Origin of the sequence: Rhizobacter koreensis, assembly GCF_013366375.1 — a bacterium.
Classification (GTDB): domain Bacteria; phylum Pseudomonadota; class Gammaproteobacteria; order Burkholderiales; family Burkholderiaceae_C; genus Schlegelella_A; species Schlegelella_A koreensis.
The window spans coordinates 408974-429868 of record NZ_JABWMJ010000003.1 but is presented as its reverse complement, the minus strand read 5'-3'; the positions used below and the strand labels follow the sequence as shown (position 1 = coordinate 429868).

Sequence of the window (20895 nt, the reverse complement as noted above, 5' to 3'; positions counted from 1 at the left end):
GCCATGAGCATGCGACTCGTCAGCCTGATCGGCGCGCCGACCGACGTCGGCGCCGGCGCACGCGGCTCGAGCATGGGCCCGGAGGCGCTGCGCGTCGCCGGCATCGACACCGTGCTGCGCGCTCACGACATCGACGTCATCGACCGCGGCAATCTCGCCGGCCCCGCCAACCCGTGGCAGGCGCCGGTCGACGGCTACCGGCATCTCTCGGAAGTGGCGCAGTGGAACCGGCTGGTGCACGACGCGGTGCATGCCGAGCTGGTGCTGCAGCGTCTGCCGATCCTGCTCGGCGGCGACCACAGCCTGGGCATCGGGACCATCAGCGCGGTCGCTCGCCACTGCCGCGAGACGGGCCGCAAGCTGCGCGTGCTCTGGCTCGACGCCCATGCCGACTTCAACACCAACGGCCACACGCCGAGCGGCAACCTGCACGGCATGCCGGTGTCGTGCCTGTGCGGCTACGGCCCGCAGGAGCTGATCGAGATCGGCGGCAAGGTGCCGGCGATCAGCCCGCGCTGGATCCGTGAGATCGGCATCCGCAGCGTGGATCCGGGCGAGAAGCGCCTGGTGCAGGAGGCCGGGCTCGAGATCTACGACATGCGCTACATCGACGAGATGGGCATGCGCCACGCGATGGAGCTCGCGCTCGCGACGATCGACGCCAACACGCACCTGCACGTCAGCTTCGACGTCGACTTCCTCGACTGCGAGGTCGCTCCGGGCGTCGGCACCACCGTGCGCGGTGGTCCGACCTATCGCGAGGCGCAGCTCTGCATGGAGATGATCGCCGACACCGGCGCGCTCGCGTCGCTCGACGTGATGGAGCTCAACCCGGCGCTCGACGTGCGCAACCGCACCGCCGAAGTCGCGGTCGATCTCGTCGAAAGCCTGTTCGGCAAGAGCACGCTGATGCGCAAGTAGGCGCCCGCTCGCGCGCCTGTCCAGGCAGCGCGCGGGCGCCTCACCGCTCGACCGGGCCTCGAGGAGCTCCGGCACGGTTGCCCGCCTCGCTGCCGGATCTCGCGGGCTCGTGACCCGTCAGCCCGTCAGCCTCTCAGAGCAGCTTGTCGATCGTGATCGGCAGCGAGCGCACGCGCTTGCCGGTGGCGTGCCAGATCGCGTTGGCGACCGCCGCGGCCGTGCCGACGATGCCGATCTCGCCGAGCCCTTTGACGCCGAGCGGCGTGACCTCCGGGTCGGGCTCGTCGACGAAGATCACCTCGATGTCGTGAATGTCGGCGTGCGTGGGCACGTGGTACTCGGACAGGTTGTGGTTCATGAAGCGGCCGAAGCGATGGTCGGTGTAGCTCTCCTCGTGGAGCGCCATGCTGATGCCCATCACCACGCCGCCGAGGATCTGGCTGCGCGCCGTCTTCGGGTTGACGATGCGCCCCGCCGCCACCGCGATCACGATGCGCGTGACCCGGACGACGCCGAGCTCCTCGTCGACCTTGACCTCCGCGAAGATCGCGCTGTGCGTGTTGCGCGCCTTGAGCCACATGTCGATCATGTTGCCGAGCCCGGGCTTGGCGGTCTCCTCCGCGACCAGCTCGGTCGCGCCGGCACCCTGCATCGCCTCGGTGAAGGTCACGCGCCGCGCCGGATCGGCGCGCACCACCAGGTGGTCGCCGTGGAAGTCGATCTCGTCGCGACCGGCGTCGCCGAGCGGCCCGGTCGGCAGCTTGCGCGCGCCGCGGATCAGTTGATCGCCGAGCGACTTGCACGCGAGCTGCACCGCCGCGCCGACCGATGCCGCCATCCACGATCCCCCCTCGACCGGCGCCTTCGGCAGGTCGCTGTCGCCGAGCCTGACGTCGATGCGGTCGAGCGCAACGCCGAGCGTGTCGGCGGCGACCTGCGCCATCACCGTGTAGGTGCCGGTGCCGATGTCCGACGCGGCGGACGCCACCTCGAGCCGACCGTCCGCCGTGAGCCGCGCGCGCGCGCTCGCCTCGTCGAACATCGCGTCCCACATGCCGGTCGCGACGCCCCAGCCGACGAGCTCGCCGCCTTCGCGCATCGAGCGCGGCTCGAGCGGCCGGCCGTCCCAGCCGAAGCGCAGCGCGGCCTGCCGGTACGCCTCGGGCAGCGCCTTCGAGGTGAAGGGCTTGCCGGTCATCGCGTCGACCGGCGAGTCGTTGAGGAGGCGGAACGCCATCGGGTCGACGCCGGCGACCGCCGCCATCTCGTCGATCGCCATCTCGAAGAGGGTCATGCCGGTCGCCGCGCCGGGCGCGCGCATGTCGCCGGGGGTGTGGGTGTCGACCGGCGCGATGGCGTACTCGGCCGACGCGTTCGGGCACGCGTACGCCATGAGGCCCCAGTTGCAGATGACCTCCATGTAGTTCTCGTAGCGCGAGGTGGTGCCGGTCGCATCGTTGACGATCGCCTGCAGGCGCGCGCCCGCGTCGGTCGCGAGCGAGACGGTCTGGATCGCCGCCGGACGGTGCACGTGCGTGAACATCTGCTGGCGCGTGAGGACGACGCGTACCGAGCGCTCGAGCATCTTGGCGGCGAGCGTCGCCAGGAACACGTGGTATTGCGGGCGCAGGCCCGAGCCGAACGCGCCGCCCACGTACGGGTTCAGCACCCGCACGTCGTCCTTGGCGAAGCCGAACACCTCGGCAAGGTAGGCCTGCACGTTCTGCGGCCCCTGCGTCTTGTCCCAGACGGTGACCTTGCCGGGGCCGTCCCAGCGCACGGTCGCGGCATGCATCTCCATCGGGTTGTGGTGATGCACCGGCATCTCGTAGCTCGCCGAATGGCGCAGCGGCGCGGTGTCGAATGCCGCCTTCGCGTCGCCCCGCGGCTTGGGCAGCTCGAAGTTGCTGCGCGTCTTCTTCGGCGTGAAGCGGTCGCCGAGCGCGACGTGCAGGTCGGTGTTGTGCGGCGCGGCCGCGTACTCGACGCGGATCAGCGACGCGGCGTCGCGTGCCGCCTCGAAGGACTCGGCGACGACCAGCGCGACCGGCTGGCCGCTGAACCGGATCTCGTCGTCGTAGAGCGGCCGGAACGGCGAACCCGGCACGGCGACCTCGTCGCGATAGCTGCGGTCGAACCAGGCCACATGCGGTCGGTTGCGGTGCGTGATCACCTCGACCACGCCAGGCACCTGTCGCGCCGCCGCGTCGTCGATCGAGACCACGCGCCCCTTGGCGATCGCGGACGAGATCGCAACCCCGTACAGCAGGCCAGGAAGGTCGTGCTCGGCGGCGTAGTGCGCCGCGCCCGTCACCTTCGCCGGCCCATCGATGCGGTTCGGCTGGTCGCCGATGCGCGTGCTGGCTTTCATGCTGCGCTCCTTGCCGGTGCGGCCACTCGCTTGTCCACCTGCGACTGCGGCGTGCCGTCGGCGGCCTGGCGCAGCGCACGGCGCACCGCGCGGCGCGCCAGCTCGATCTTGAAGTCGTTGCCGCCCTGCCCGCGCGCGCCGGCGAGCAGCGCGGTCGCGAAGGCGGCGAATGCATCGTCGCCCGGCAACGTGCCCTGCAGCGACGCCTCGGCGCGGGTGTCGCGCCACGGCCTGTGGGCGATACCGCCGAGCGCGACGCGCGCCTCGGCGATGCGCCCGGCGTCGTCGAGGCGCAGCGCGGCGGCGACCGAGACCAGCGCGAACGCGTACGACAGGCGATCGCGCAGCTTGAGGTAGGTGCTGTGCGGCGCGAAGCCCTCGGCGGGCAGGTCGATCGCGGTCACCAGCTCGCCGGTCTCGAGCGTGTTGTCGCGCCACGGCTCGTCGCCCGGCAGCCGGTGGTAGTCGGCGAACGCGATCGAGCGCTCGCCGGCGGGCCCGGTGACCTGCACCGTCGCACCGAGCGCCGCGAGCGCGACCGCCATGTCGGACGGGTGCGTCGCGATGCAGTGCTCGCTCGCGCCGAGGATCGCGTGCTGCCGCGTCACACCGCCGATCGCGCTGCAGCCGGTTCCCGGCTCGCGCTTGTTGCACGGCGTCGCGACGTCGTAGAAGTAGTAGCAGCGCGTGCGCTGGTTGATGTTGCCGCCGTTGGTCGCCGCGTTGCGCAGCTGCGGGCTGGCGCCCGCGAGGATCGCCGAGGCGAGCATCGGATAGCGCGTCGCGACGCGCTCGTCGCAGGCGGTGGCGGCGTTGCTCGCGAGCGCCCCGAGCCGGAGCCCGCCATCGGGCAGATCGTCGATGCCGCGCAGCGGCAGCCGCGTGATGTCGACCACGGTGCGCGGCCGCTCGACGTCCTCCTTCATCAGGTCGACGAGGTTGGTGCCGCCGGCGAGAAAACGGGCGCCGCCGGCGCCCAGCCGCGTCGCGCCGGCGACGTCGCTCGCGCGGTGGAACTCGAAGCGGTTCATGGCGCGCCCTCCGCGGAAACGGTGCTGCGCTCGCGCTGCAGCACTTCCATGACCGCGTCGACGATGTTGGTGTAGGCGCCGCAGCGGCACAGATTGCCGCTCATCAGCTCGCGGACCTCGTCGCGGGTGGTCGCACGGCCCTCGTCGATCAGCGCGCGCGCCGAGCAGATCTGTCCGGGCGTGCAGTAGCCGCACTGGAACGCGTCGTGGTCCATGAACGCCTGCTGCAGCGGGTCGAGTGCGCCGTCCCTGGCGAGCCCCTCGATCGTCGTCACCTGGCAACCGTCGACGCTTGGGGCGAGCTTGAGGCAGCTGTTGACCCGCTCGCCGTCGACCATCACCGTGCAGGCGCCGCACTGCCCGTGGTCGCAGCCCTTCTTGGTGCCGGTGAGGTGCAGGCGCTCGCGCAGCAGGTCGAGCAGCGTCACCCAGGGCTCGACGTCGATCCGATGCGAGGTGCCGTTCACGTGCAAGTCGATCGGGATGGCGGGGGCGGCGACGGGGTTGGGCGGGTGAGCTGGCATGGTGGGTCTCGCGGGCCCGGCAGCGGGCGGACCCGCGCACCGGCAATTCGGGTTCCCGACTCGACGCGCGGCGCTGCAGCCGGGTGCCTGCCGGGCGGGGCCCCCGTCCCACATCCGGTGGATTCGCGAGGGGCCCGGCCGTGCCTACAGTGCGTCACCATGTTGCAGCTCTCGTTCTTCCGTCCGGTCCGCCCGACCCTGCGTGCCTGGCGCCCACGCATCGCCTTCCCGCTCGTCCTCGTGCTCTCGACGCTGAGCGCGATCCTGCTCGCGACGGCGTGAACGATCGAGCTTGCTAGGATCGCCGCTCCCCAAGGCAACGCAGGAGCAACGATGGCAGCAAGCTGGATCAGGACGGGCGTGGCGCTCACCGCCGCCGGAACGTTGGCGACCCTCGCCGGCTGCATGACGGCGCCGGCCTCGTCGGCCGAGGCCACGGCACGGCTGCAGCCGACCGCGGGCAACAGCACGAGTGGCACGGTTCGCTTCTCGCAGGTGGGCTCGAAGGTGCAGGTCGACGCGCGCGTCAGCGGGCTGAAGCCGAACTCGGAGCACGGCTTCCACGTCCACGAGAAAGGCGACTGCTCGTCGCCCGACGCGATGAGCGCCGGCGGTCACTTCAACCCGACGGCCGAGCCGCACGGCCCGCAGAGCGGCCCCCATCACCGCGGCGACATGCCGTCGTTGAAGTCCGACGCGAGCGGCAACGCGAGCGCGACGTTCCAGATCGACGGCACCCTGAAGACGGGCGCTGCCACCGACATCGTCGGCAAGGGCGTCATCGTGCACGCCATGCCCGACGACTACGCGACGCAGCCGACCGGCAACGCCGGCGGCCGCCTCGCCTGCGGCGTGATCAGCGCGAGCTGAGCGGCGCCACAGCCGGCGCAGCACGCGCCGGCCGAGCCTCCGGCCGTCGCGCTGCAGCTCGCGGCGAGTGGCGTGAGCCGCACCGGCGGCTCCTCGTTTTCCACCTCAAGCATCGACCACGCCGCCTCGAGCGACGGCCTGCCGATTGCCCCTGGCGATGTGCCCGTTCCGCGGCGCACCACCCGCATGCCTTCGGCCCCGACGTCAACGACCCCTCCGCCGGCTTTCGAGCTTCCCGACCCGCGCCACCTGGCGCGGCTGCCGGCCCACGTCGGACCCGAGCAGCTCAACCGCATCCGGCGTGCCGCGTACAACCTCCCCCAGGTCGTCACGCCCGGCGACTGCGGCATCGCCAGCGAGGCCGACCCGAGCGCGCACGCGGTGTTCGAGCGCCTCGGCTACATCCAGCTGCAGAAGGCGGTCTCGGGCGCGCGGCCGAGCCGCTGGATCGCGCCCGGCCTGATCGATATCGCGCTGGCCCACCTCGCGGCGGTCGGCAACGGGCCGACCGTGCGGGCGCTGATGCTCGAACGCACGGCGACCCTCGACACCCTCGGCGTGTTCCGCGACGGCGCGGAGTGGCGGCGCACGCACAGCCGCGCCCTCGCGATGCAGAACGTCGACTGGCAGATCACGGTCCGCTTCCAGACGCCGGTCGACGCGGGTCCGATCTGGGACTTCTACCGCAGCGGCGACCTGCCGGCGCTCGAAGCCTCGCTCGGGCCGGCGCCGGCCTACCCGCACGCCGAGACGCTGCGGGCGCACCTCGACGCCCTCGTCGCGCGCAGCCTGACCTTTCCGGCGCGCTATCTCGACTCGCTGCAGCCGCGCCTGCAGGCCGAGTGCGACCGGCCGCAGCCGATCCAGGCGCTGCTCGCCGCGTGCAGCCGCGCGCAGGAGCGCTGGGAACAGCGCGCGGTCGAGCTCGACACGCTCGAAGGCCTCAACAGCGAGCTCGCGTTTCAGGGCTACCCCGACACCTTCGTCCTCGCGCGCCGGCTGCAGCGCACGATCACGCTCTACGTCGGCGCACCGAACAGCGGCAAGACGCATGCGGCGTTCGAGCGGCTCGCCAAGGCGCACACCGGCGCCTACCTCGCGCCGCTGCGCCTGCTGGCCCTCGAGGGCCGCGATCGCCTGGTCGCGCGCGGTGTCGCCTGCTCGCTGCTGACCGGCGAGGAGAACGTGCCGGCGCCCGGCGCCGGCCTGGTGTCGAGCACGATCGAGATGGTCGCGACGAACCGGCCGATCGACGTCGCCGTGATCGACGAGGCGCAGATGATCTTCGACGCCAGCCGGGGCTGGGCCTGGACCCAGGCCATCGTCGGCGTGCCGGCCGACGAGGTCATCATCATCTGCTCGAGCTACGCGGTGCCGGCGATCCAGAACCTGCTCGGCCTCTGCGGCGAGCGCTCGACGGTGCGCCGCTTCGAGCGCATGCAGCACGTCGAACTGCTGCCGCACGCCGTGCCGCTGCCTGCGCTGCAGAAGGGCGACGCCGTCGTCGCGTTCAGCCGGCGCGACGTGCTGATGCTGCGCGACCAGATCGCGTCGTCGGGGCACCCGGTGTCGGTGATCTACGGCGCGCTGCCGCCAGAGGTGCGGCGCCGCGAGGCGGAGCGCTTCGCCGAGGGTGAGTCGGACATCCTGGTGGCGACCGACGCGATCGGCATGGGCCTCAACCTGCCGATCCGGCGCGTGCTGTTCAGCACCGTCACCAAGTTCGACGGCGTCGGCGACCGCCCGCTCAGCGAGTCCGAGGCGCACCAGATCGCCGGCCGCGCCGGGCGTTACGGCATCCACGAGGAAGGCTTCGCCGGCGTGCTCGCCGATTCCGAGCCGGGCTCGCTGCGCAAGCTGCGCGAGCTGCTCGCCACGCCGCCTCGTGCGCCGGCCGACTTCAAGGCGCCCGTCGCGCCGAACGCGTGGCACGTCGACACCATCGCGACGCGCCTCGGCAAGACCCGCCTGCGCGACGTGCTCGGCGTCTTCGTCGAGCAGCTCAAGCTCGACAACGCGCACTTCCAGGTCGCCGAGCTCGACCAGATGCTGGAACTCGCCGAGCAGCTCGATCGCAGGGCGTCGCGCCTCAGCCTGCAGCAGCGCTTCGTCTACGCGCAGGCGCCGGTCGACACCCGAACCGATGCACAGGTGCAGGAGTTCCTCGACTGGAGCAGCAGCCACGCCAGCACCGGGCGCGCCGGCAGCCCCTGGTTCCTGCGCGACGTCGACGGCCACAGCCGGCTCGACCGCATGGAGCAGGCGCTGCGCTCGTGCACGCTGTGGCTCTGGCTCGACCTGCGCTTCGAAGGCGTGTACGGGGACGTCGACGAGGTGCTCGCCCTGCGCGAAGAGCTCAACAACGGCATCGAGCGCCAGCTCAAGGGCAAGCGGCCGCTGGCGCAGATGCGACGCGGCATGCGGCGCCGCTGAGAGCACGGCGTGCGTGCGGACGCTGCTGTCCGACACGCGCTGCCATGCGAGCCGGGTCGACCAAGCGCCGGCATGCAACGCCGCGGTCATCGCATCGACCGCGACCGCGCGGTGTCCACCGCGCTGTCAACCTAGGAGCGTTCTACTTCGCCTTGTCCTGCGACACGTCCATGATCACGCGCGTCGCCAGGTAGAGGCGCGGCACGATCGTCTCGATCTGCACGTACTCGGCGTCGTTCGAATGCGCGCCGAAGCCGCTGAGGCCGAAGCCCTCGACCACCGCGCCGCGCGTCTGCAGCGCCGCGAACGCTGCGTCGGTGCCGCCGCCGGTCGCGACGTCGATCACCTTCATCGGCACTCCGAGCTCGCCGTAGATCGCCTGGCCGAGCGCACCGAGGCGACGCGACGCCGCGCTCGCCTCGAGCGGCGGACGGCGAACCTCGAACTTGAGCTGCACCTTGGCCTCGGGGATCAGCTGCTTCTTCACGCGCTCCTGCAGCGTCGCCTGCAGCTGGTCGAAGTCCGCCACCCGCAGCGCGCGTGCGTCCGCCTGCGCGGTGGCCTGCGCCGGAATCACGTTGCGGTTGGTCCCGGCCTGGGCGACCGTCCAGTTGAGCTTGAGACCCTTGTCGTTCTGCGACAGGTCGCGCAGCTGCAGCAGCTGGTGCGAGAGCTCGTACAGCGCGTTGACGCCGCCTTCGGGACGAGCACCGGCGTGCGACGACTTGCCCTCGACGCTGAGGTAGGCCGCGCCGATGCCGCTGGTCGCGAGACGCAAGCTGCCGTCGGTGCCGCCGCCCTCGAACGACAGCACGGCGTCCTGCGTCGATGCGACCCGGGTGATGGTGCTGCGCGCGCCCGGCGAGCTGATCTCCTCGTCGCCGTTGATCAGCACCGTGAGCGTGCCGTAGTCCTTGAAGCCGAGCTTGTTGAGCATGGCCACGGTGTGCACGATCAGCGCGACGCCCTGCTTGTCGTCGGCGATGCCGAGGCCGTACGCCCGGTCGCCCTGGACGCGGAACGGCTGGTCCTTGAGCATGCCGCGCAGGTAGACCGTGTCCATGTGCGCGATCAGCATGATCTTCTTGGTGCCGGTGCCGCGCCATTCGGCCTGCACCATCGGTCCGACCTTTGGCGGCGTGTCGTCCATGCGGTAGACCTCCGCCGGCTGGATCACCTCGACCTTGCCGCCGAGCTGGCGCAGGCGCTCGGCGACCAGCGCAGCGATGCGCTCGACGCCTTCAATGTCCTTGCTGCCCGATTCGATCGAGACGAGGTCGCGCAGCGTGTCCAGGAGCGGCTGCTGCTCCTGCTTGGCAAGGTCGTGCACCGGCGCCACGGGCGCCGCCGTCGCGGTTCCGGCAGCGAACAGCGCGGCGAAGGTGAGCGCGAGCGCCGTGCGGCGATACAAGGGGAGATTCGGGTTCATGGGGCAGTCTGGCGGGGGAGTTTCATGAGCGGGATCGGCATGGCGCGAGGAGCGCGGCGTCGGAGGCCGCCGGCGCCGCGCCGCGACGACCGGGGCGGCCGATTATGTCGAGCGGATGAAAACGCGTCGTCCACGGCCGCCGGCTCGACGCATGTGTCACGCGTTCACGTATCCGTATCCAGGCGTACGAAGCCTCCGCCGGCGCGGCTTCCGATGTAACAATGCATGCGTTGTCTGTCGAAAGAAGCCCTTCAAGGGCCGACGGCACCGGCCACGCCGGCGACCCTGTCGCGACAGGCTCCAACGAGCGGTCCGATCGATCGAGGCGAACGAGGGGGAGCTTTCATGCACGTGTGGCAGGAAGACATGTTGCTGGCCATCGAGGACTCCCAGATCTCGGAGGACGAGATCTTCGGGCACCTGCGGGTCGCGTCCGAGGCGCTCGGTTTTCCGTACTGCGCGTATGGCCTGCGGGTGCCGATTCCGGTGACCCGCCCGCAGACGGTGATGCTCAACAACTACCCCGCGGCCTGGCAGGAGCGCTATGCCGCCGCCGACTACCTGTCGCGCGACCCGACGGTGCTGCACGGCCGGCGCAGTCAGGCGCCGGTGCTCTGGAGCGACGACCTGTTCGCGACCGCGCGCGACCTCTGGGACGAGGCGCGCGACCACGGCCTGCGCGTCGGCTGGGTGCAGTCCAGCCTCGACGGCCACGGCGTCGGCGGCATGGTCACTCTGGCGCGGTCGGACGAGGAGCTCACGCCGGTCGAGCTCGAGGCCAAGGAGCTGCGCATGCGCTGGCTGGTCAACATCGCGCACGTCGCGCTGTCGCGCCGCATCTCGCCGCAGCTCAACCGCATCGAGTCGGCGCTCACGCCACGCGAGATCGAAGTCCTGCAATGGACCGCCGACGGCAAGACCGCGCCCGAGATCTCCGACATCCTCGACGTCTCGAGCAGCACCGTGGTCTTTCACGTGAGCAATGCCATGCGCAAGCTCAACGCGACGAGCCGCACCGCAGCCGCGGTCAAGGCGGCAATGCTCGGCCTGCTCAATTAGCCTGACACGACCGCTAACAGCCGGCGGTCGGAACCTGCAAAGCTTGGGAGTGCCCAGGCGGCATCGCCTGTGGCCCAATGCCGCGAACCGGCGCCGCATCTCGCCGCGTCGCGCTCCCGAGAGGTTCCCATGCATCCGACTGAAGACGGCTTCCTGCGAATGACGATCGACGACGTACTGGCGTTGCCGTTCACCCACCTCATCTCCGGACTCGACGACGAGGCACCGGCGCTCGACGAACGCTGCGGCGCCCGCACCACGATCTCGGGCTACACCGAATGGATCGCGAGCACCGAGCCGCCGGTGACGGTGGGCTGGGACTGGCTGGTCGCCGACGAGCGCTGGCTGCGGATCGGGCCGCCGCGCAGCAACCTGCTGCTGCTCGACGCGGCGCAGCATCCGTATGCATGGGCGCGCAATGAAGCGGTGCTCGGCACGGTCGTCGATGCCCTGCCGTGGCAGGAAGAGACGAAGATCGCCGTAAACAATCGATACTGCTAGAAGATAGTGGGCGTGCCAACCTATAAAGGTTGCTAGTTACCGGCCCAGAGCCGATTCGGTTCAATCCACCGACGCTCATAAGGAGAGAAGGTGGACTTCATCGCAGGCACTTCAGGTGGTCTTTCGTCCGAGATCATGATTGGGCTGGCACGGTTCCGCCATCAGGTCTTCGTCGAGACGCTCGGCTGGAATCTCGAGAACGCCCACGAGGGACTCGAGCTCGACCAGTTCGATCGACCCGATACCGTGTACGTCGTCGCGCGCGACGACTCCGGCGAAGTTGCCGGCACGGCGCGGCTGCTGCCAACGACGCGGCCCTATCTGCTCGGCGAGGTGTTCCCCCAGCTGCTGCATCAGCAGCCGCTGCCGCACTCGCCGACGGTCTGGGAGTTGTCGCGCTTCGCAGCGGTCGACTTCACGGCGCGCTCGAGCAGCGCCATGTCGCAGTTCTCGTCGCCGATCGCCGTGGCGCTGCTGCGTGCGACGCTGCGCGCGGCGGCCGCGCGCGGTGCCGAGCGCCTGATCACGGTCTCGCCCCTCGGCGTCGAGCGCTTGCTGCGACGCGCCGGGTTCATCGCCCACCGCGCCGCCCCGCCCTGCATCGTCGACGGCCACCCGCTCTTTGCGGCGCTGATCGAGATCGACGAGCCCACCGCGTCGTCGCACTGACGCACCGTAACGTCACAGGACTCGCCGTTGCCCGGCAAGGGAGGCCCCCGCAACCCCGGAGCACCGACCTTGGAAACGATCGGGGTCGACGCGCTGCGGGTCGGCATGTTCGTGCATCTCGACGGCGGCTGGATGAGCCACCCATTCCCACGCAGCAGTTTCAAGATCACGTCGGAGGCGCAACTCGCCCGCATCCGCGGCCTGGGCGTCGCGCAGGTGCGCTGGGACCCGGCCCGCAGCGACCTGCCTCCGGCCGCAGAGCCGGCGTCGGCGGCGCCAGTCGAGGCGAGCGCGCCGGAGGCGATGGCGCCTGACGCCCCTGCACCCGATGCCGCGCCACTCACGGCCGAGGAGCCCGTGCCGCTCCTCGACGCCAAGCTCGGCGCCGCGGCGCGCGCCGAGCGCCAGTTCGACGAGGCCTCGCGCGCCTGCAAGCAAGCCACCGACCTTGCGACGCGCTTCCCGGAAGACTCGCGCGACCTCGCCGAGGCGATCACGCGCACCCTACTCGACCAGGTGCTGATCGAGGGCGAGCTCAACATCCGCGTGCTCACCGAGCGCGCCGGCGAGCCCGGTTCGATGCACAGCGTCAACGTGGCGGTGCTTGCGCTGCTGCTCGGGCGCTATCTGAGCCTGACCGAAGCCGACATGCTCGACCTCGGCGTCGCGGCGATCCTGCACGACGTCGGCAAGGCGCTGGGCCAGCCTCGCGTGCGCGGGCCCGAGGCCGACATCGGCCCGGTCGAAGGGCGCGTGCACGACGAGCACGTCGCCGAGGGCGTGGCGCTCGCCAAGCGCATGGGGCTGAGCGCAGGCGCGACGCGGATGATCGCGCAGCACCACGAGAACGTCGACGGCAGCGGCTTTCCCGAAGGACTGAGCGGCGAGCAGATGAGCGTGCCGGCGCGCGTGCTCGCGCTCGTCAACCGCTACGACAACCTCTGCAATCCGCCGTTCGCCGACCAGGCGCTGACGCCGCACGAAGCCCTCTCGCTCCTGTTCACCCAGCGCAGCGCGAAGCTCGACATCTCGATCCTGAGCGCATTCATCCGCATGATGGGCGTCTATCCGCCGGGCTCGACGGTGCAGCTCACCGACGACCGTCTCGGCTTGGTCGTCTCGGTCAACTCGATGCGGCCGCTCCGCCCGGCGGTGCTGATCCACGAGGCGGGCGTCGCGCGCGCCGACGCCGAGCTGGTCGACCTGGCCGCGAAGCCGGGCCTGGGCATCCGGCGCAGCCTCAAGCCCAGCCAGCTCCCCGCGGCCGCGCTCGAGTTCCTGGCCCCGCCGCGTCGAGTGGCCTACTTCTTCGAGCCGGCACCGCCGCCGCCCGACCTCGCGCAGGCGGCCGGTCGTCCGCTCGCCTGACGGGCGCTTTCAGCGCCGCTGCCGCAGCGCCGATGGCGCCAGCCATGGGCTGCAAGATCGCAGCCGGCTCGCTGACGCACGCACCGGCGGAAGGTCGGAGGCGACCGCGTCATCGGCGTGGTCGATGCAGCCGCAGGCGCTCGACGCCGCGGCGCCGACTTCTCTCGACACTCATGGGCTCCGGCAGTCCGAAGGCGCGCCGCTTGCTTCTCGGGCGCGCGGCCCGGTGACAGCCTCGCGTCGATCCGGGTAGCCTTTCAGGTTCGTTCTTTTCCGAGGACCCTTTCCATGCCCAAGCCAGCCCCGCGCATCAACATCGGCATCGACGACAAGGACCGTGCGGCCATCGCCGAAGGTCTGTCGAAGCTGCTTGCCGACACCTACACGCTGTACCTGACGACCCACAACTTTCACTGGAACGTGACGGGCCCCATGTTCAACACGCTGCACGTGATGTTCATGGAGCAGTACACCGAACTCTGGAACGCGGTCGACCCCATCGCCGAGCGCATTCGCTCGCTCGGCCACCCCGCCCCGGGCTCGTACGCTCAGTTCGCCCAGCTGACGTCGCTGAAGGACGTGCCGCAGTCACCGCCGGAAGCGCTCGAGATGGTGCGCATCCTGGTCGAGGGCCACGAGGGCGTGGCGCGTACCGCGCGCGGCATCTTTCCGACCGCCGACGACGCGCACGACGAGCCGACCGCCGACCTGCTGACGCAGCGCCTCGCGGTGCACGAGCAGACGGCGTGGATGCTGCGCAGCCTGCTCGAATAGCCCTCGAGCATCGACGACGCGGACCGGGCGATCGCGCTCGCGTCGTCGTGCCTGCGCCAGCCGGCGCGGGCTTGCGCCGTCGGCCAGCCCGCGCCGCCGCGCGCGGCGTCACTCCGCGGGCACGCGCGGCAACTCGACGCTGAAGCGGGTCCCTTCTTCCTCCGAAGAGGTCACGGAGACGCTGCCCCCGTGGCCGCGCACGATCTCGCGCACGATGTAGAGGCCGAGCCCGAGATGGCTGCTGCCGCGCCGTGTCGGCGCCCCCTCGACGGGCGCGAGCTGCACCATGGGATCGAAGATCACCTGCAGCTGGTCTTCGAGAATGGGCGCGCCGAAATTGGTGATGCGCACCCGCACGGCGTCGGGCCCTCCGGTGGCTTCGAGGACGATCGGGCGTTCGCTGGCGCCGTGCTGCACGGCATTGTTGAACAGGTTGCCGAGCACCTGCGCCATCCGGCGCGCGTCGCACTGCAGCTGCAGGTCGCCCTCGCAATGCGATTCGAAGTGGCGGTCGGGATGGCTGCCGCGTGCCGCGTCGAGCGCCTCCTCGCAGATCTGGCGCAGGTTGCACGGCGAGCGCTCGACCGGAATACCAGCGCCGAGCCGGCTGCGCGTGTACTCGAGCAGGTCGGACGCTAGGTGGCCGATCGCGCCGACTGCGCGCCGGATCCGCATCGCGGTCTTCAGCCGCAGCGGCTCGGCCAGGCCCGGCACCATCAGCAGTTCGGCGGCCATGCTGATGCCCGAGAGCGGCCCGCGCATGTCATGGCCGAGGATCGCGAGGAACATGTCGCGCGAGCGCGCCACCTCGGCCGAATAGCGTTCGACCGACTCGGCCAGCGCCTGGTCGACCGCCGCGTTGAAGCGGGCGATCTCTGCCACGCTGGTCTGCGGGTCGCCTTTCCTCGGCGCCGCGCTCCAGAGACGCAGCACGCTGGCGCGCAGGGCGCGGAACTCGGCGACCATCTGCACCGGGTCGAAGCCGACGAGCTGGCGGATCGTGCCGTGCACGGCCGCCGCGCTTTCGGGCTCTGCGGGGCTGGTGCGGCGCGACTGCTCGGTCAGCTCGGCAGCGCTGCGCTCGACCGCCATCTCGGCGATCACTCCGCGCAGCACGGCACGCCCGTGTTCCTGCAGCACGCCTTCCGACAGGGTCGACGCTGCCGGCAGGAGCGTGCGCGTATAGGCGACCCACTCGGCCAGGATCTCGTTCTCGTGGGCGACGATGAACGCGCTCAAGCTCATGGTTGGCAGACACTCATGCGATGACAGGCGCGGGCAAGCCGGCGCGCCTGACGGAGCTCGGCAGGCCGCGATTCGCGAGTGCGACCGTGAAGGCTAGCACCCGACCTCGATTCGCCGTCGCACCCATCGGCATCGGCACCGACAGCCCGCTCACGGCGCACGGCGCGCGAGCGGCGGCTCGAGCGCGGCCAGGTTGTCGAGGAACACACGCCGCACCTCGGACGCGCCGACGAGGCTGGGCTCGATGGTTCGCGTGAACCAGCCTTCATCGCCGCGCAGGAAGTGGGCGTGCACGTCGGCGAGCCGGCCGTGGCGCTGCGCCAGCTCGGCGATGATCGCGTTGACGCGCCGGTGGTTGGCACGCGCGACCGGTGCCGGCACGCCGAGGAAGTTGCGGCTGTCGTCGCCGAACGTCGGGTCGTAGACGCTCGCCAGGATCACGGGCCGAATCGGCAGCGCGCCGAGGAAGCGTTCGTAAGTCGCCTCGAAGCGCTGCATGCCCGCCCCGCCGTCCGCTGCCAGGCCGCGCAGCAGGTCGTTGCCGCCAACGCTGACGATCGCGACCTCGCCCGCGCCCTTCTTCACGCCGGCGAGCTGGCGCTCGAGCCCGTCGACGGTGGCGCCGTCGACCGCACGGTGCGCGAGGCGCGCCGGGCCCCGCGACGAAAGGTCGCGCCCGCGGAATTCGGGGAACAGCGCATCGTCGTTGCGCACCAGCAGCTGGCCGGGGTGCACACCGTGCACGTTGTAGTGGCCGCAATCGAGCACCGAGTCGCCGAAGGTGTAGAGGGTGGTCACGTGCATGGAGCGGCGGTCCCGCGCAAGCAGCGGTCGCGCGAGCAGCGCCGCCGACGCCGCGGCGATCCATTGCCGTCGGTTGATCATGTGGTTCACGAAGGACGTCGTGGCGCGGCGACGGCAATCGATGTGCCGCCGTACGGCGGCGCGGTCGCATGCAGGCTCCATACGGGCTTGCGGCGGGGCCTGGCCGATCAGGCCTCGCATCGCGACGCTGCAGGGGTCTCGCTCCGGCGAACGAACCGATCGGCGGACGCGTCAGGTCGCCGGCGCTGGGTACGCGCCTTGCCGTTGCAGCGCCACGCCGATTGCATGAACCTGCACCCGCCGCGTGCGCCACCCAGAAAGCACACCGTGATCCCTGGCTCCGACGATTCCTCACCCGGCGTGCGCACGCGCGGCGCCGCGCACGGGCTGACGCTCGTGCCGCAGACCGGCCGGCGCCAGCGCAGCGGTTATCGCCGCCCGCGCCTGGCATTCCTGGCGGCCCCGCGGCGCGCACGCCACCAGGGTCGCCCGGCACCGTTGATGGTCGCCCGTTCGAGCTACCCGCGCCTCGCCGGGTGGTGCGATGGCTGACTCGGCGAGAGGCGAAGCAAGCGGCGCGATCGTCGTCGAAGGCGGAGCCGACAACTCGAAGAGCCACGAGGGCGGCTGCCGGGCGGCAGCCGCGGCTGCTCGCGGCGTGCTCGCCGGCGACGGCGACGCACTCGCCGCGGCGCTCGCCACGGTCTGCGTGCTCGAGGACGCCGGCGGTCGCAACGCCGGGAGCGGCCCGGTGCCCGGCCGCGCCGGCGCCGCGCATCGCGAGACGCAGCGCCGCTTGCAAGGCGCCGAGCCGACGCTGCCCGGCGTCGCCGACCACGTGTTCGCGAGCCGGTGGAACGACCTGCTCTCGTCGGAGGAGGCGACGCGCCGCCACGGTGGCCTCATCGGGGTCACGCCGACCTCCCACGCGGCCGCGAGCAAGCGCGCGACGCCCACCTGCCTGCCTCCCGCATGACCACCGATGACCCGTCCGGCCACCGCGGACACCTCTTCATCGTCGGCGGCGGGGAGGACCGCAAGAACGACAAGCTCGTGCTGTCGCGCTTCGTCGAACTCTGCGGCGGCCCCGACGCGCGGATCTTCGTGCTGACTGCCGCGAGCACGCTGCACGACGAGATGTGGGCGCTCTATGACGAGGCGTTCGAGGCGCTCGGCGTGCGCCAGCGCAGCACCGCCCTCATCGCCAGCCGAGAGGACGCCGGCGACGAGCGCATCGCGCGCGAGCTGTACGAGGCCGACGGCATCTTCATGACCGGCGGCGACCAGAAGCGGCTACTGGCGCTGATCGGCGGCACCCGCATCGACGAGGCGATGCACCGGGCGCTGCGCGAGCGCGGCGCCTGCATCGGCGGCACCAGCGCCGGGGCGTCGGCGATGTCGGCGCACATGCTGACCGAAGGCAAGGCGAACCCGCTGCCGACCAAGGGCACCGTGCACCTCGGCGCCGGGCTCGGCCTGGTGAGCCGGGTCATCATCGACCAGCATTTCTCCGAGCGGCAGCGCCTCGGGCGCCTGCTCTCGGTGATCGCGCAGAACCCGTACCTGCTCGGCGCCGGCATCGACGAGGACACCGCGCTGATCGTGCGGCCCGGGCGCGGCATCGAGGTGATCGGCCAGGGCGCGGTGACCGTCGTCGACGGCCGCGAGATGCTCACCAACTACATCGACGCCGCGCGCCACGAGAGCCTCGAGCTCGTCAACGTGCGGCTGCACCTGCTGCCTGCCGGCGCGCGCTACGACGTCGATGCCGGCGCCGGCGAGCCGGCGTCGCGACCGGTGCCGCGCGGCCTCAGGCAAGCGATCGGGGCGATCGCGTCTATCCGCGACGCCGCCGAACGCGCGGGAGGCCACGATGCGGGTGACTGAACGCCGCGCGCTGCGCGGCCCGAACGTCCACTCGCGCCGCCCGTGCTTTCTGGCGATCGTCGACCTCGAGGAGCTCGACGGCGTCGCCTCGACCGCGATCCCCGGCTTCGTGGATCGCCTGCTCGCGCTGCTGCCGAGCCTTGCCGAGCACCGCTGTTCGCGGCGCCGCCGAGGCGGCTTCGTCGAGCGGCTGCACGAAGGCACGTACATGGCGCACATCGTCGAGCACGTCGCGATCGACCTGCAGGTGCTCGCCGGGCATGCGGTCGGCTTCGGCAAGACGCGTCACCTGCGCGGCATGCCGCGGCACTACCGCATCGTCGTCAGCTACCGCGCCGAGGCGGTCGCGTCGGCGGCGATCGACGCGGCCGTGGACCTGGTTCAGCGCACCGCGCGCGCCGAGCCGTTCGATTCGGCCGCGGCACTCGCCGAGCTGCGCCGGCTCGTCGCGCGCAGCGCGATCGGCCCGAGCACGCGCGCGATCGTCGAGGCCGCCGAGCGACGCCGCATCCCGGTGCTGCGCCTCACCGACGAGGCCAACCTGTTCCAGCTCGGCTGGGGCCATCGCCAGCAGCGCATCCAGGCGACCCTGACGAGCCGGACCAACCACGTGGCGGTCGGCATCGCGAGCGACAAGGAGCTCACCAAGCGCCTGCTCGCCGAGGCCGGCATTCCGGTGCCGCGCGGTCGCGTCGTGAAGACGCTCGACGCGGCGCGGGCGGCCGCCCACGCGGCATGCGGCGCGGTGGTCGTCAAGCCGCTGAACGGCAACCAGGGCAAGGGCGTGACGACCGGCGTCGCCGACGATGGCGCGCTCGCCACCGCGTTCGAACGCGCACAGGCGCACGGCCGCAGCGTCATTGTCGAGGAGCACATCGCCGGCGACGACTACCGCGTGCTGGTGGTCGGTGCGCGCATGGTCGCGGCGGCGCGCCGCGTCCCGCCCGAGGTCGTCGGCGACGGTGCCTCGAGCGTGCGTGCGCTGGTCGACGCCGCCAACCGCGACCCGCGCCGCGGCGAGGGTCACGGCAACGTGCTGACGACGATCCGGCTCGATGCTGCCGCGCTCGAGGAGCTGGCGCGCCACGGGCTCGACGCCGACGCGGTGCCGGCCGCCGGGCGCGTGGTGCGCCTGCGCGGCAACGCGAACCTGTCGACCGGCGGCACCGCGGCCGACGTGACCGCGCTCGTGCACTCCGAGACCGAGCGCGCCTGCGTGCGCGCAGCCCGCACGATCGGCCTCGACGTCGCCGGCATCGACCTCGTCTGCAGCGACATCGGCGAGCCGCTCGGCGCGCAGCGCGGCGCCATCGTCGAGGTCAACGCCGCCCCCGGCATCCGCATGCACGAGCACCCGAGCCAGGGCGAGCCGCGCGCGGTCGGTCGCGCGATCGTCGAGTCGCTGTTCCCCGAGGGCAACGGCCGCATTCCCGTGCTCGCGATCACCGGCGGCGGCAGCACGACCGTCGCGCTGGCCGTCGCCGACGTGCTGCAGCGCATGGGCCGCGTCACCGGCGTCGCGTGCAGCGACGGCGTGCGGATCGGCGGCGAGCGGGTGCTCGACGGCGACGCCGATGAACATCACATGGCGCGCAGCGTGCTCGCCGCGCCCGAGGTCGAGGTCGCGCTGCTCGAGACCACCTGCGCCGGCATCCTCAAGCGCGGGCTCGCGATCGACCGCTGCGACGTCGGCGTCGTGCTCGGCGTCGAGCGCGAGCGCGTCGGCGAGCACGGCGTGGCGACGCTGGCGCGCGTCCAGGGCGTGCTGGTCGAGGCGACGCGCCGCGTCGTGGTGCTGAACGCCGACGATGTGCGTTGCGCGGCCCTGGCGGGCCGGGCACGTCGTGGCGCCGAGATCGTCTGGTTCTCGCTGCGACCGGAGGACGGCGTGTTCGCACGCCACGTCGGCGGCGGCGGACGCGGCGTGTACGAGCGCGACGGCATGCTCACCTGGGCCGAGGGCGCCCGGCAGGTACCGCTGGTCGCCGTGAGCGCGCTGCCGCCGACGCGCGGCGGCAGCGCGCGCCGGCACGTTGCCGAGGCGATGGCAGCATGCGCGGCGCTGCTCGCGCTCGGCGCACCGGCCGAGCACGTGGCGCGCGAGCTCGCCGCGTTCACGTCGAGCGGCCGCGACGCAGCAGGCGAACCCGACTGCGACGCGGCGCCCACGCACGCCGAGCGCGAAGCACTGGCGGTGTAGCCTACGTGCGATGCAAGACCCCGGCGCCCGCAACGACCACCCCGCTTTCGACATTCACGCGCTGGTCTTCGACGTCTTCGGCACGCTGGTCGACTGGCGCACATCGGTCGCGCGCGAGGTCACGCGGCTGCTCGGCCCCGGTGTCGACGCGCTCGCGTTCGCCGACGCCTGGCGCGCCGAGTACCAGCCGTCGATGGAAGCGGTGCGCTCGGGTGCGCTGCCGTTCAGCAAGCTCGACGTGCTGCACCGGCTCAACCTCGATCGGGTGCTCGATCGTCTCGGCCTCGGCTCGAGCGTCGACGAGACGACGCGCGTCGAGCTCAACCTGGCATGGCACCGCCTCGATGCATGGCCCGACGTCGCCGAAGGGCTGGCGCGGCTGCGCACGAGGTACCGCGTGGCGCCGTGCTCGAACGGCAACGTCGCGCTGATGGTCGACCTTGCGCGCCGCAACGGCCTCGTCTGGGACGCCATCCTCGGTGCCGAGTTCGCGCGCGACTACAAGCCCAAGCCTGTCGTCTACCTCAGCGCGGCCGACGCGTTCGCCTGCGCGCCGGGCGCCGTGATGATGGTCGCCGCGCACTCGTCCGACCTCGCGGCGGCGGCCCGGGCGGGCCTGCGCACCGCGTTCGTCGGCCGTCCCGACGAGCACGGGCCCGGGTGCGGCGAAGCGGCGGCGAGCGTGCCGGTCGACGTCAGCGTCGGCTCGCTCATGGAGCTCGCGGAAGTGCTCGGCTGCGGCGAGACGGCCGGGGGCGCGTAGCGCCTGCGCCGCGACGTCGCGCCCA

General features: G+C 71.8%; 20 protein-coding genes. 14 read left to right on the top strand and 6 right to left on the bottom strand.

All coding sequences use genetic code 11. The features are described 5' to 3' along the window. Positions 1-3 precede the first annotated feature (3 nt). Positions 4-921 carry an arginase gene (gene rocF, locus HQN59_RS08930; RefSeq protein ID WP_176068246.1) on the top strand — a complete coding sequence of 306 codons (918 nt, stop codon included), beginning with the start codon at positions 4-6 and terminating at the stop codon, positions 919-921. Between the two features lie 133 nt (positions 922-1054). Here the strand turns inward: rocF and HQN59_RS08925 are convergent, their stop codons facing one another. The 3 genes from HQN59_RS08925 to HQN59_RS08915 are packed head-to-tail and all read right to left on the bottom strand — an operon-like array spanning position 1055 to position 4847. Further along, complete coding sequence (locus HQN59_RS08925) at positions 1055-3292, bottom strand: xanthine dehydrogenase family protein molybdopterin-binding subunit (protein ID WP_176068244.1); 2238 nt, start codon at positions 3290-3292, stop codon at positions 1055-1057. After that, entirely contained in the window at positions 3289-4323 is a 1035-nt protein-coding gene (locus HQN59_RS08920) for an FAD binding domain-containing protein (protein ID WP_176068242.1), read from the bottom strand. The genes HQN59_RS08925 and HQN59_RS08920 overlap by 4 nt, the downstream gene beginning before the upstream one ends. Beyond that, a complete protein-coding gene (locus HQN59_RS08915; protein WP_176068241.1) occupies positions 4320-4847 on the bottom strand; it encodes a (2Fe-2S)-binding protein in 528 nt (175 codons plus the stop codon). The genes HQN59_RS08920 and HQN59_RS08915 overlap by 4 nt, the downstream gene beginning before the upstream one ends. A 159-nt stretch (positions 4848-5006) precedes the next feature. On the opposite strand from HQN59_RS08915, the gene HQN59_RS26505 reads away from it, so the two are divergent. The 3 genes from HQN59_RS26505 (at position 5007) to HQN59_RS08905 (ending at position 8150) form a co-directional block, all read left to right on the top strand. Further along, complete coding sequence (locus HQN59_RS26505) at positions 5007-5129, top strand: hypothetical protein (RefSeq protein ID WP_259372710.1); 123 nt, start codon at positions 5007-5009, stop codon at positions 5127-5129. 51 nt (positions 5130-5180) lie between these two features. After that, complete coding sequence (locus tag HQN59_RS08910; RefSeq protein ID WP_176068239.1) at positions 5181-5717, top strand: superoxide dismutase family protein; 537 nt, start codon at positions 5181-5183, stop codon at positions 5715-5717. A gap of 186 nt (positions 5718-5903) precedes the next feature. Then, positions 5904-8150, top strand: coding sequence for a helicase-related protein (locus HQN59_RS08905; RefSeq protein ID WP_176068237.1), 2247 nt, complete (start codon positions 5904-5906; stop codon positions 8148-8150). Between the two features lie 142 nt (positions 8151-8292). On the opposite strand, the gene HQN59_RS08900 is transcribed toward HQN59_RS08905, so the two are convergent. Beyond that, complete coding sequence (locus HQN59_RS08900) at positions 8293-9579, bottom strand: M20/M25/M40 family metallo-hydrolase (protein WP_176068235.1); 1287 nt, start codon at positions 9577-9579, stop codon at positions 8293-8295. Between the two features lie 345 nt (positions 9580-9924). Here HQN59_RS08900 and HQN59_RS08895 point away from each other — a divergent pair, with 345 nt between their 5' ends. The 5 genes from HQN59_RS08895 (at position 9925) to HQN59_RS08875 (ending at position 13950) form a co-directional block, all read left to right on the top strand. After that, positions 9925-10638, top strand: coding sequence for an autoinducer binding domain-containing protein (locus HQN59_RS08895; protein WP_176068233.1), 714 nt, complete (start codon positions 9925-9927; stop codon positions 10636-10638). A 129-nt stretch (positions 10639-10767) separates the two neighbouring features. After that, positions 10768-11139, top strand: coding sequence for a DUF4902 domain-containing protein (locus tag HQN59_RS08890; protein WP_176068231.1), 372 nt, complete (start codon positions 10768-10770; stop codon positions 11137-11139). A 90-nt stretch (positions 11140-11229) separates the two neighbouring features. Next, a complete protein-coding gene (locus HQN59_RS08885; protein WP_342451161.1) occupies positions 11230-11808 on the top strand; it encodes an acyl-homoserine-lactone synthase in 579 nt (192 codons plus the stop codon). A gap of 69 nt (positions 11809-11877) precedes the next feature. Continuing rightward, on the top strand, positions 11878-13176 hold the full coding sequence (locus tag HQN59_RS08880) for an HD-GYP domain-containing protein (RefSeq protein ID WP_246294772.1): 1299 nt from the start codon (positions 11878-11880) through the stop codon (positions 13174-13176). A 288-nt stretch (positions 13177-13464) separates the two neighbouring features. After that, on the top strand, positions 13465-13950 hold the full coding sequence (locus HQN59_RS08875) for a Dps family protein (protein ID WP_176068228.1): 486 nt from the start codon (positions 13465-13467) through the stop codon (positions 13948-13950). Between the two features lie 108 nt (positions 13951-14058). Here HQN59_RS08875 and HQN59_RS08870 read toward each other — a convergent pair whose 3' ends face one another. After that, on the bottom strand, positions 14059-15195 hold the full coding sequence (locus tag HQN59_RS08870; RefSeq protein ID WP_176068226.1) for a sensor histidine kinase: 1137 nt from the start codon (positions 15193-15195) through the stop codon (positions 14059-14061). Between the two features lie 150 nt (positions 15196-15345). Then, a complete protein-coding gene (locus HQN59_RS08865; RefSeq protein ID WP_176068500.1) occupies positions 15346-16080 on the bottom strand; it encodes an SGNH/GDSL hydrolase family protein in 735 nt (244 codons plus the stop codon). Between the two features lie 225 nt (positions 16081-16305). On the opposite strand from HQN59_RS08865, the gene HQN59_RS08860 reads away from it, so the two are divergent. Genes HQN59_RS08860 through HQN59_RS08840 form a run of 5 tightly spaced genes read left to right on the top strand, consistent with a single transcriptional unit; the run spans position 16306 to position 20870 of the window. Continuing rightward, entirely contained in the window at positions 16306-16572 is a 267-nt protein-coding gene (locus HQN59_RS08860; RefSeq protein ID WP_176068224.1) for a hypothetical protein, read from the top strand. Further along, positions 16565-16996 (top strand): hypothetical protein, encoded by a 432-nt coding sequence (locus HQN59_RS08855; protein ID WP_176068222.1) that lies wholly within the window; start codon positions 16565-16567, stop codon positions 16994-16996. Before HQN59_RS08860 ends, HQN59_RS08855 begins: the two co-directional genes overlap by 8 nt. Continuing rightward, on the top strand, positions 16993-17907 hold the full coding sequence (locus tag HQN59_RS08850) for a cyanophycinase (RefSeq protein WP_176068220.1): 915 nt from the start codon (positions 16993-16995) through the stop codon (positions 17905-17907). The genes HQN59_RS08855 and HQN59_RS08850 overlap by 4 nt, the downstream gene beginning before the upstream one ends. Further along, positions 17894-20107: a cyanophycin synthetase family protein gene (locus HQN59_RS08845; protein ID WP_176068218.1), complete on the top strand. Its 2214-nt coding sequence runs from the start codon at positions 17894-17896 to the stop codon at positions 20105-20107. Before HQN59_RS08850 ends, HQN59_RS08845 begins: the two co-directional genes overlap by 14 nt. A 10-nt stretch (positions 20108-20117) precedes the next feature. Continuing rightward, the gene (locus HQN59_RS08840; protein ID WP_176068216.1) at positions 20118-20870 is read left to right on the top strand and encodes a haloacid dehalogenase type II; all 753 of its coding nucleotides are present in this window, start codon (positions 20118-20120) and stop codon (positions 20868-20870) included. Positions 20871-20895: the final 25 nt, after the last annotated feature.

What these genes read in the sequence shown, in the direction of transcription:
- rocF (WP_176068246.1), top strand. Translation starts at nt 4, where the DNA reads ATGAGCATGCGACTCGTCAGCCTGATCGGCGCGCCGACCGACGTCGGC.
- HQN59_RS08925 (WP_176068244.1), bottom strand. Translation starts at nt 3,292, where the DNA reads ATGAAAGCCAGCACGCGCATCGGCGACCAGCCGAACCGCATCGATGGG.
- HQN59_RS08920 (WP_176068242.1), bottom strand. Translation starts at nt 4,323, where the DNA reads ATGAACCGCTTCGAGTTCCACCGCGCGAGCGACGTCGCCGGCGCGACG.
- HQN59_RS08915 (WP_176068241.1), bottom strand. Translation starts at nt 4,847, where the DNA reads ATGCCAGCTCACCCGCCCAACCCCGTCGCCGCCCCCGCCATCCCGATC.
- HQN59_RS26505 (WP_259372710.1), top strand. Translation starts at nt 5,007, where the DNA reads ATGTTGCAGCTCTCGTTCTTCCGTCCGGTCCGCCCGACCCTGCGTGCC.
- HQN59_RS08910 (WP_176068239.1), top strand. Translation starts at nt 5,181, where the DNA reads ATGGCAGCAAGCTGGATCAGGACGGGCGTGGCGCTCACCGCCGCCGGA.
- HQN59_RS08905 (WP_176068237.1), top strand. Translation starts at nt 5,904, where the DNA reads ATGCCTTCGGCCCCGACGTCAACGACCCCTCCGCCGGCTTTCGAGCTT.
- HQN59_RS08900 (WP_176068235.1), bottom strand. Translation starts at nt 9,579, where the DNA reads ATGAACCCGAATCTCCCCTTGTATCGCCGCACGGCGCTCGCGCTCACC.
- HQN59_RS08895 (WP_176068233.1), top strand. Translation starts at nt 9,925, where the DNA reads ATGCACGTGTGGCAGGAAGACATGTTGCTGGCCATCGAGGACTCCCAG.
- HQN59_RS08890 (WP_176068231.1), top strand. Translation starts at nt 10,768, where the DNA reads ATGCATCCGACTGAAGACGGCTTCCTGCGAATGACGATCGACGACGTA.
- HQN59_RS08875 (WP_176068228.1), top strand. Translation starts at nt 13,465, where the DNA reads ATGCCCAAGCCAGCCCCGCGCATCAACATCGGCATCGACGACAAGGAC.
- HQN59_RS08870 (WP_176068226.1), bottom strand. Translation starts at nt 15,195, where the DNA reads ATGAGCTTGAGCGCGTTCATCGTCGCCCACGAGAACGAGATCCTGGCC.
- HQN59_RS08865 (WP_176068500.1), bottom strand. Translation starts at nt 16,080, where the DNA reads ATGATCAACCGACGGCAATGGATCGCCGCGGCGTCGGCGGCGCTGCTC.
- HQN59_RS08860 (WP_176068224.1), top strand. Translation starts at nt 16,306, where the DNA reads ATGAACCTGCACCCGCCGCGTGCGCCACCCAGAAAGCACACCGTGATC.
- HQN59_RS08855 (WP_176068222.1), top strand. Translation starts at nt 16,565, where the DNA reads ATGGCTGACTCGGCGAGAGGCGAAGCAAGCGGCGCGATCGTCGTCGAA.
- HQN59_RS08850 (WP_176068220.1), top strand. Translation starts at nt 16,993, where the DNA reads ATGACCACCGATGACCCGTCCGGCCACCGCGGACACCTCTTCATCGTC.
- HQN59_RS08845 (WP_176068218.1), top strand. Translation starts at nt 17,894, where the DNA reads ATGCGGGTGACTGAACGCCGCGCGCTGCGCGGCCCGAACGTCCACTCG.
- HQN59_RS08840 (WP_176068216.1), top strand. Translation starts at nt 20,118, where the DNA reads ATGCAAGACCCCGGCGCCCGCAACGACCACCCCGCTTTCGACATTCAC.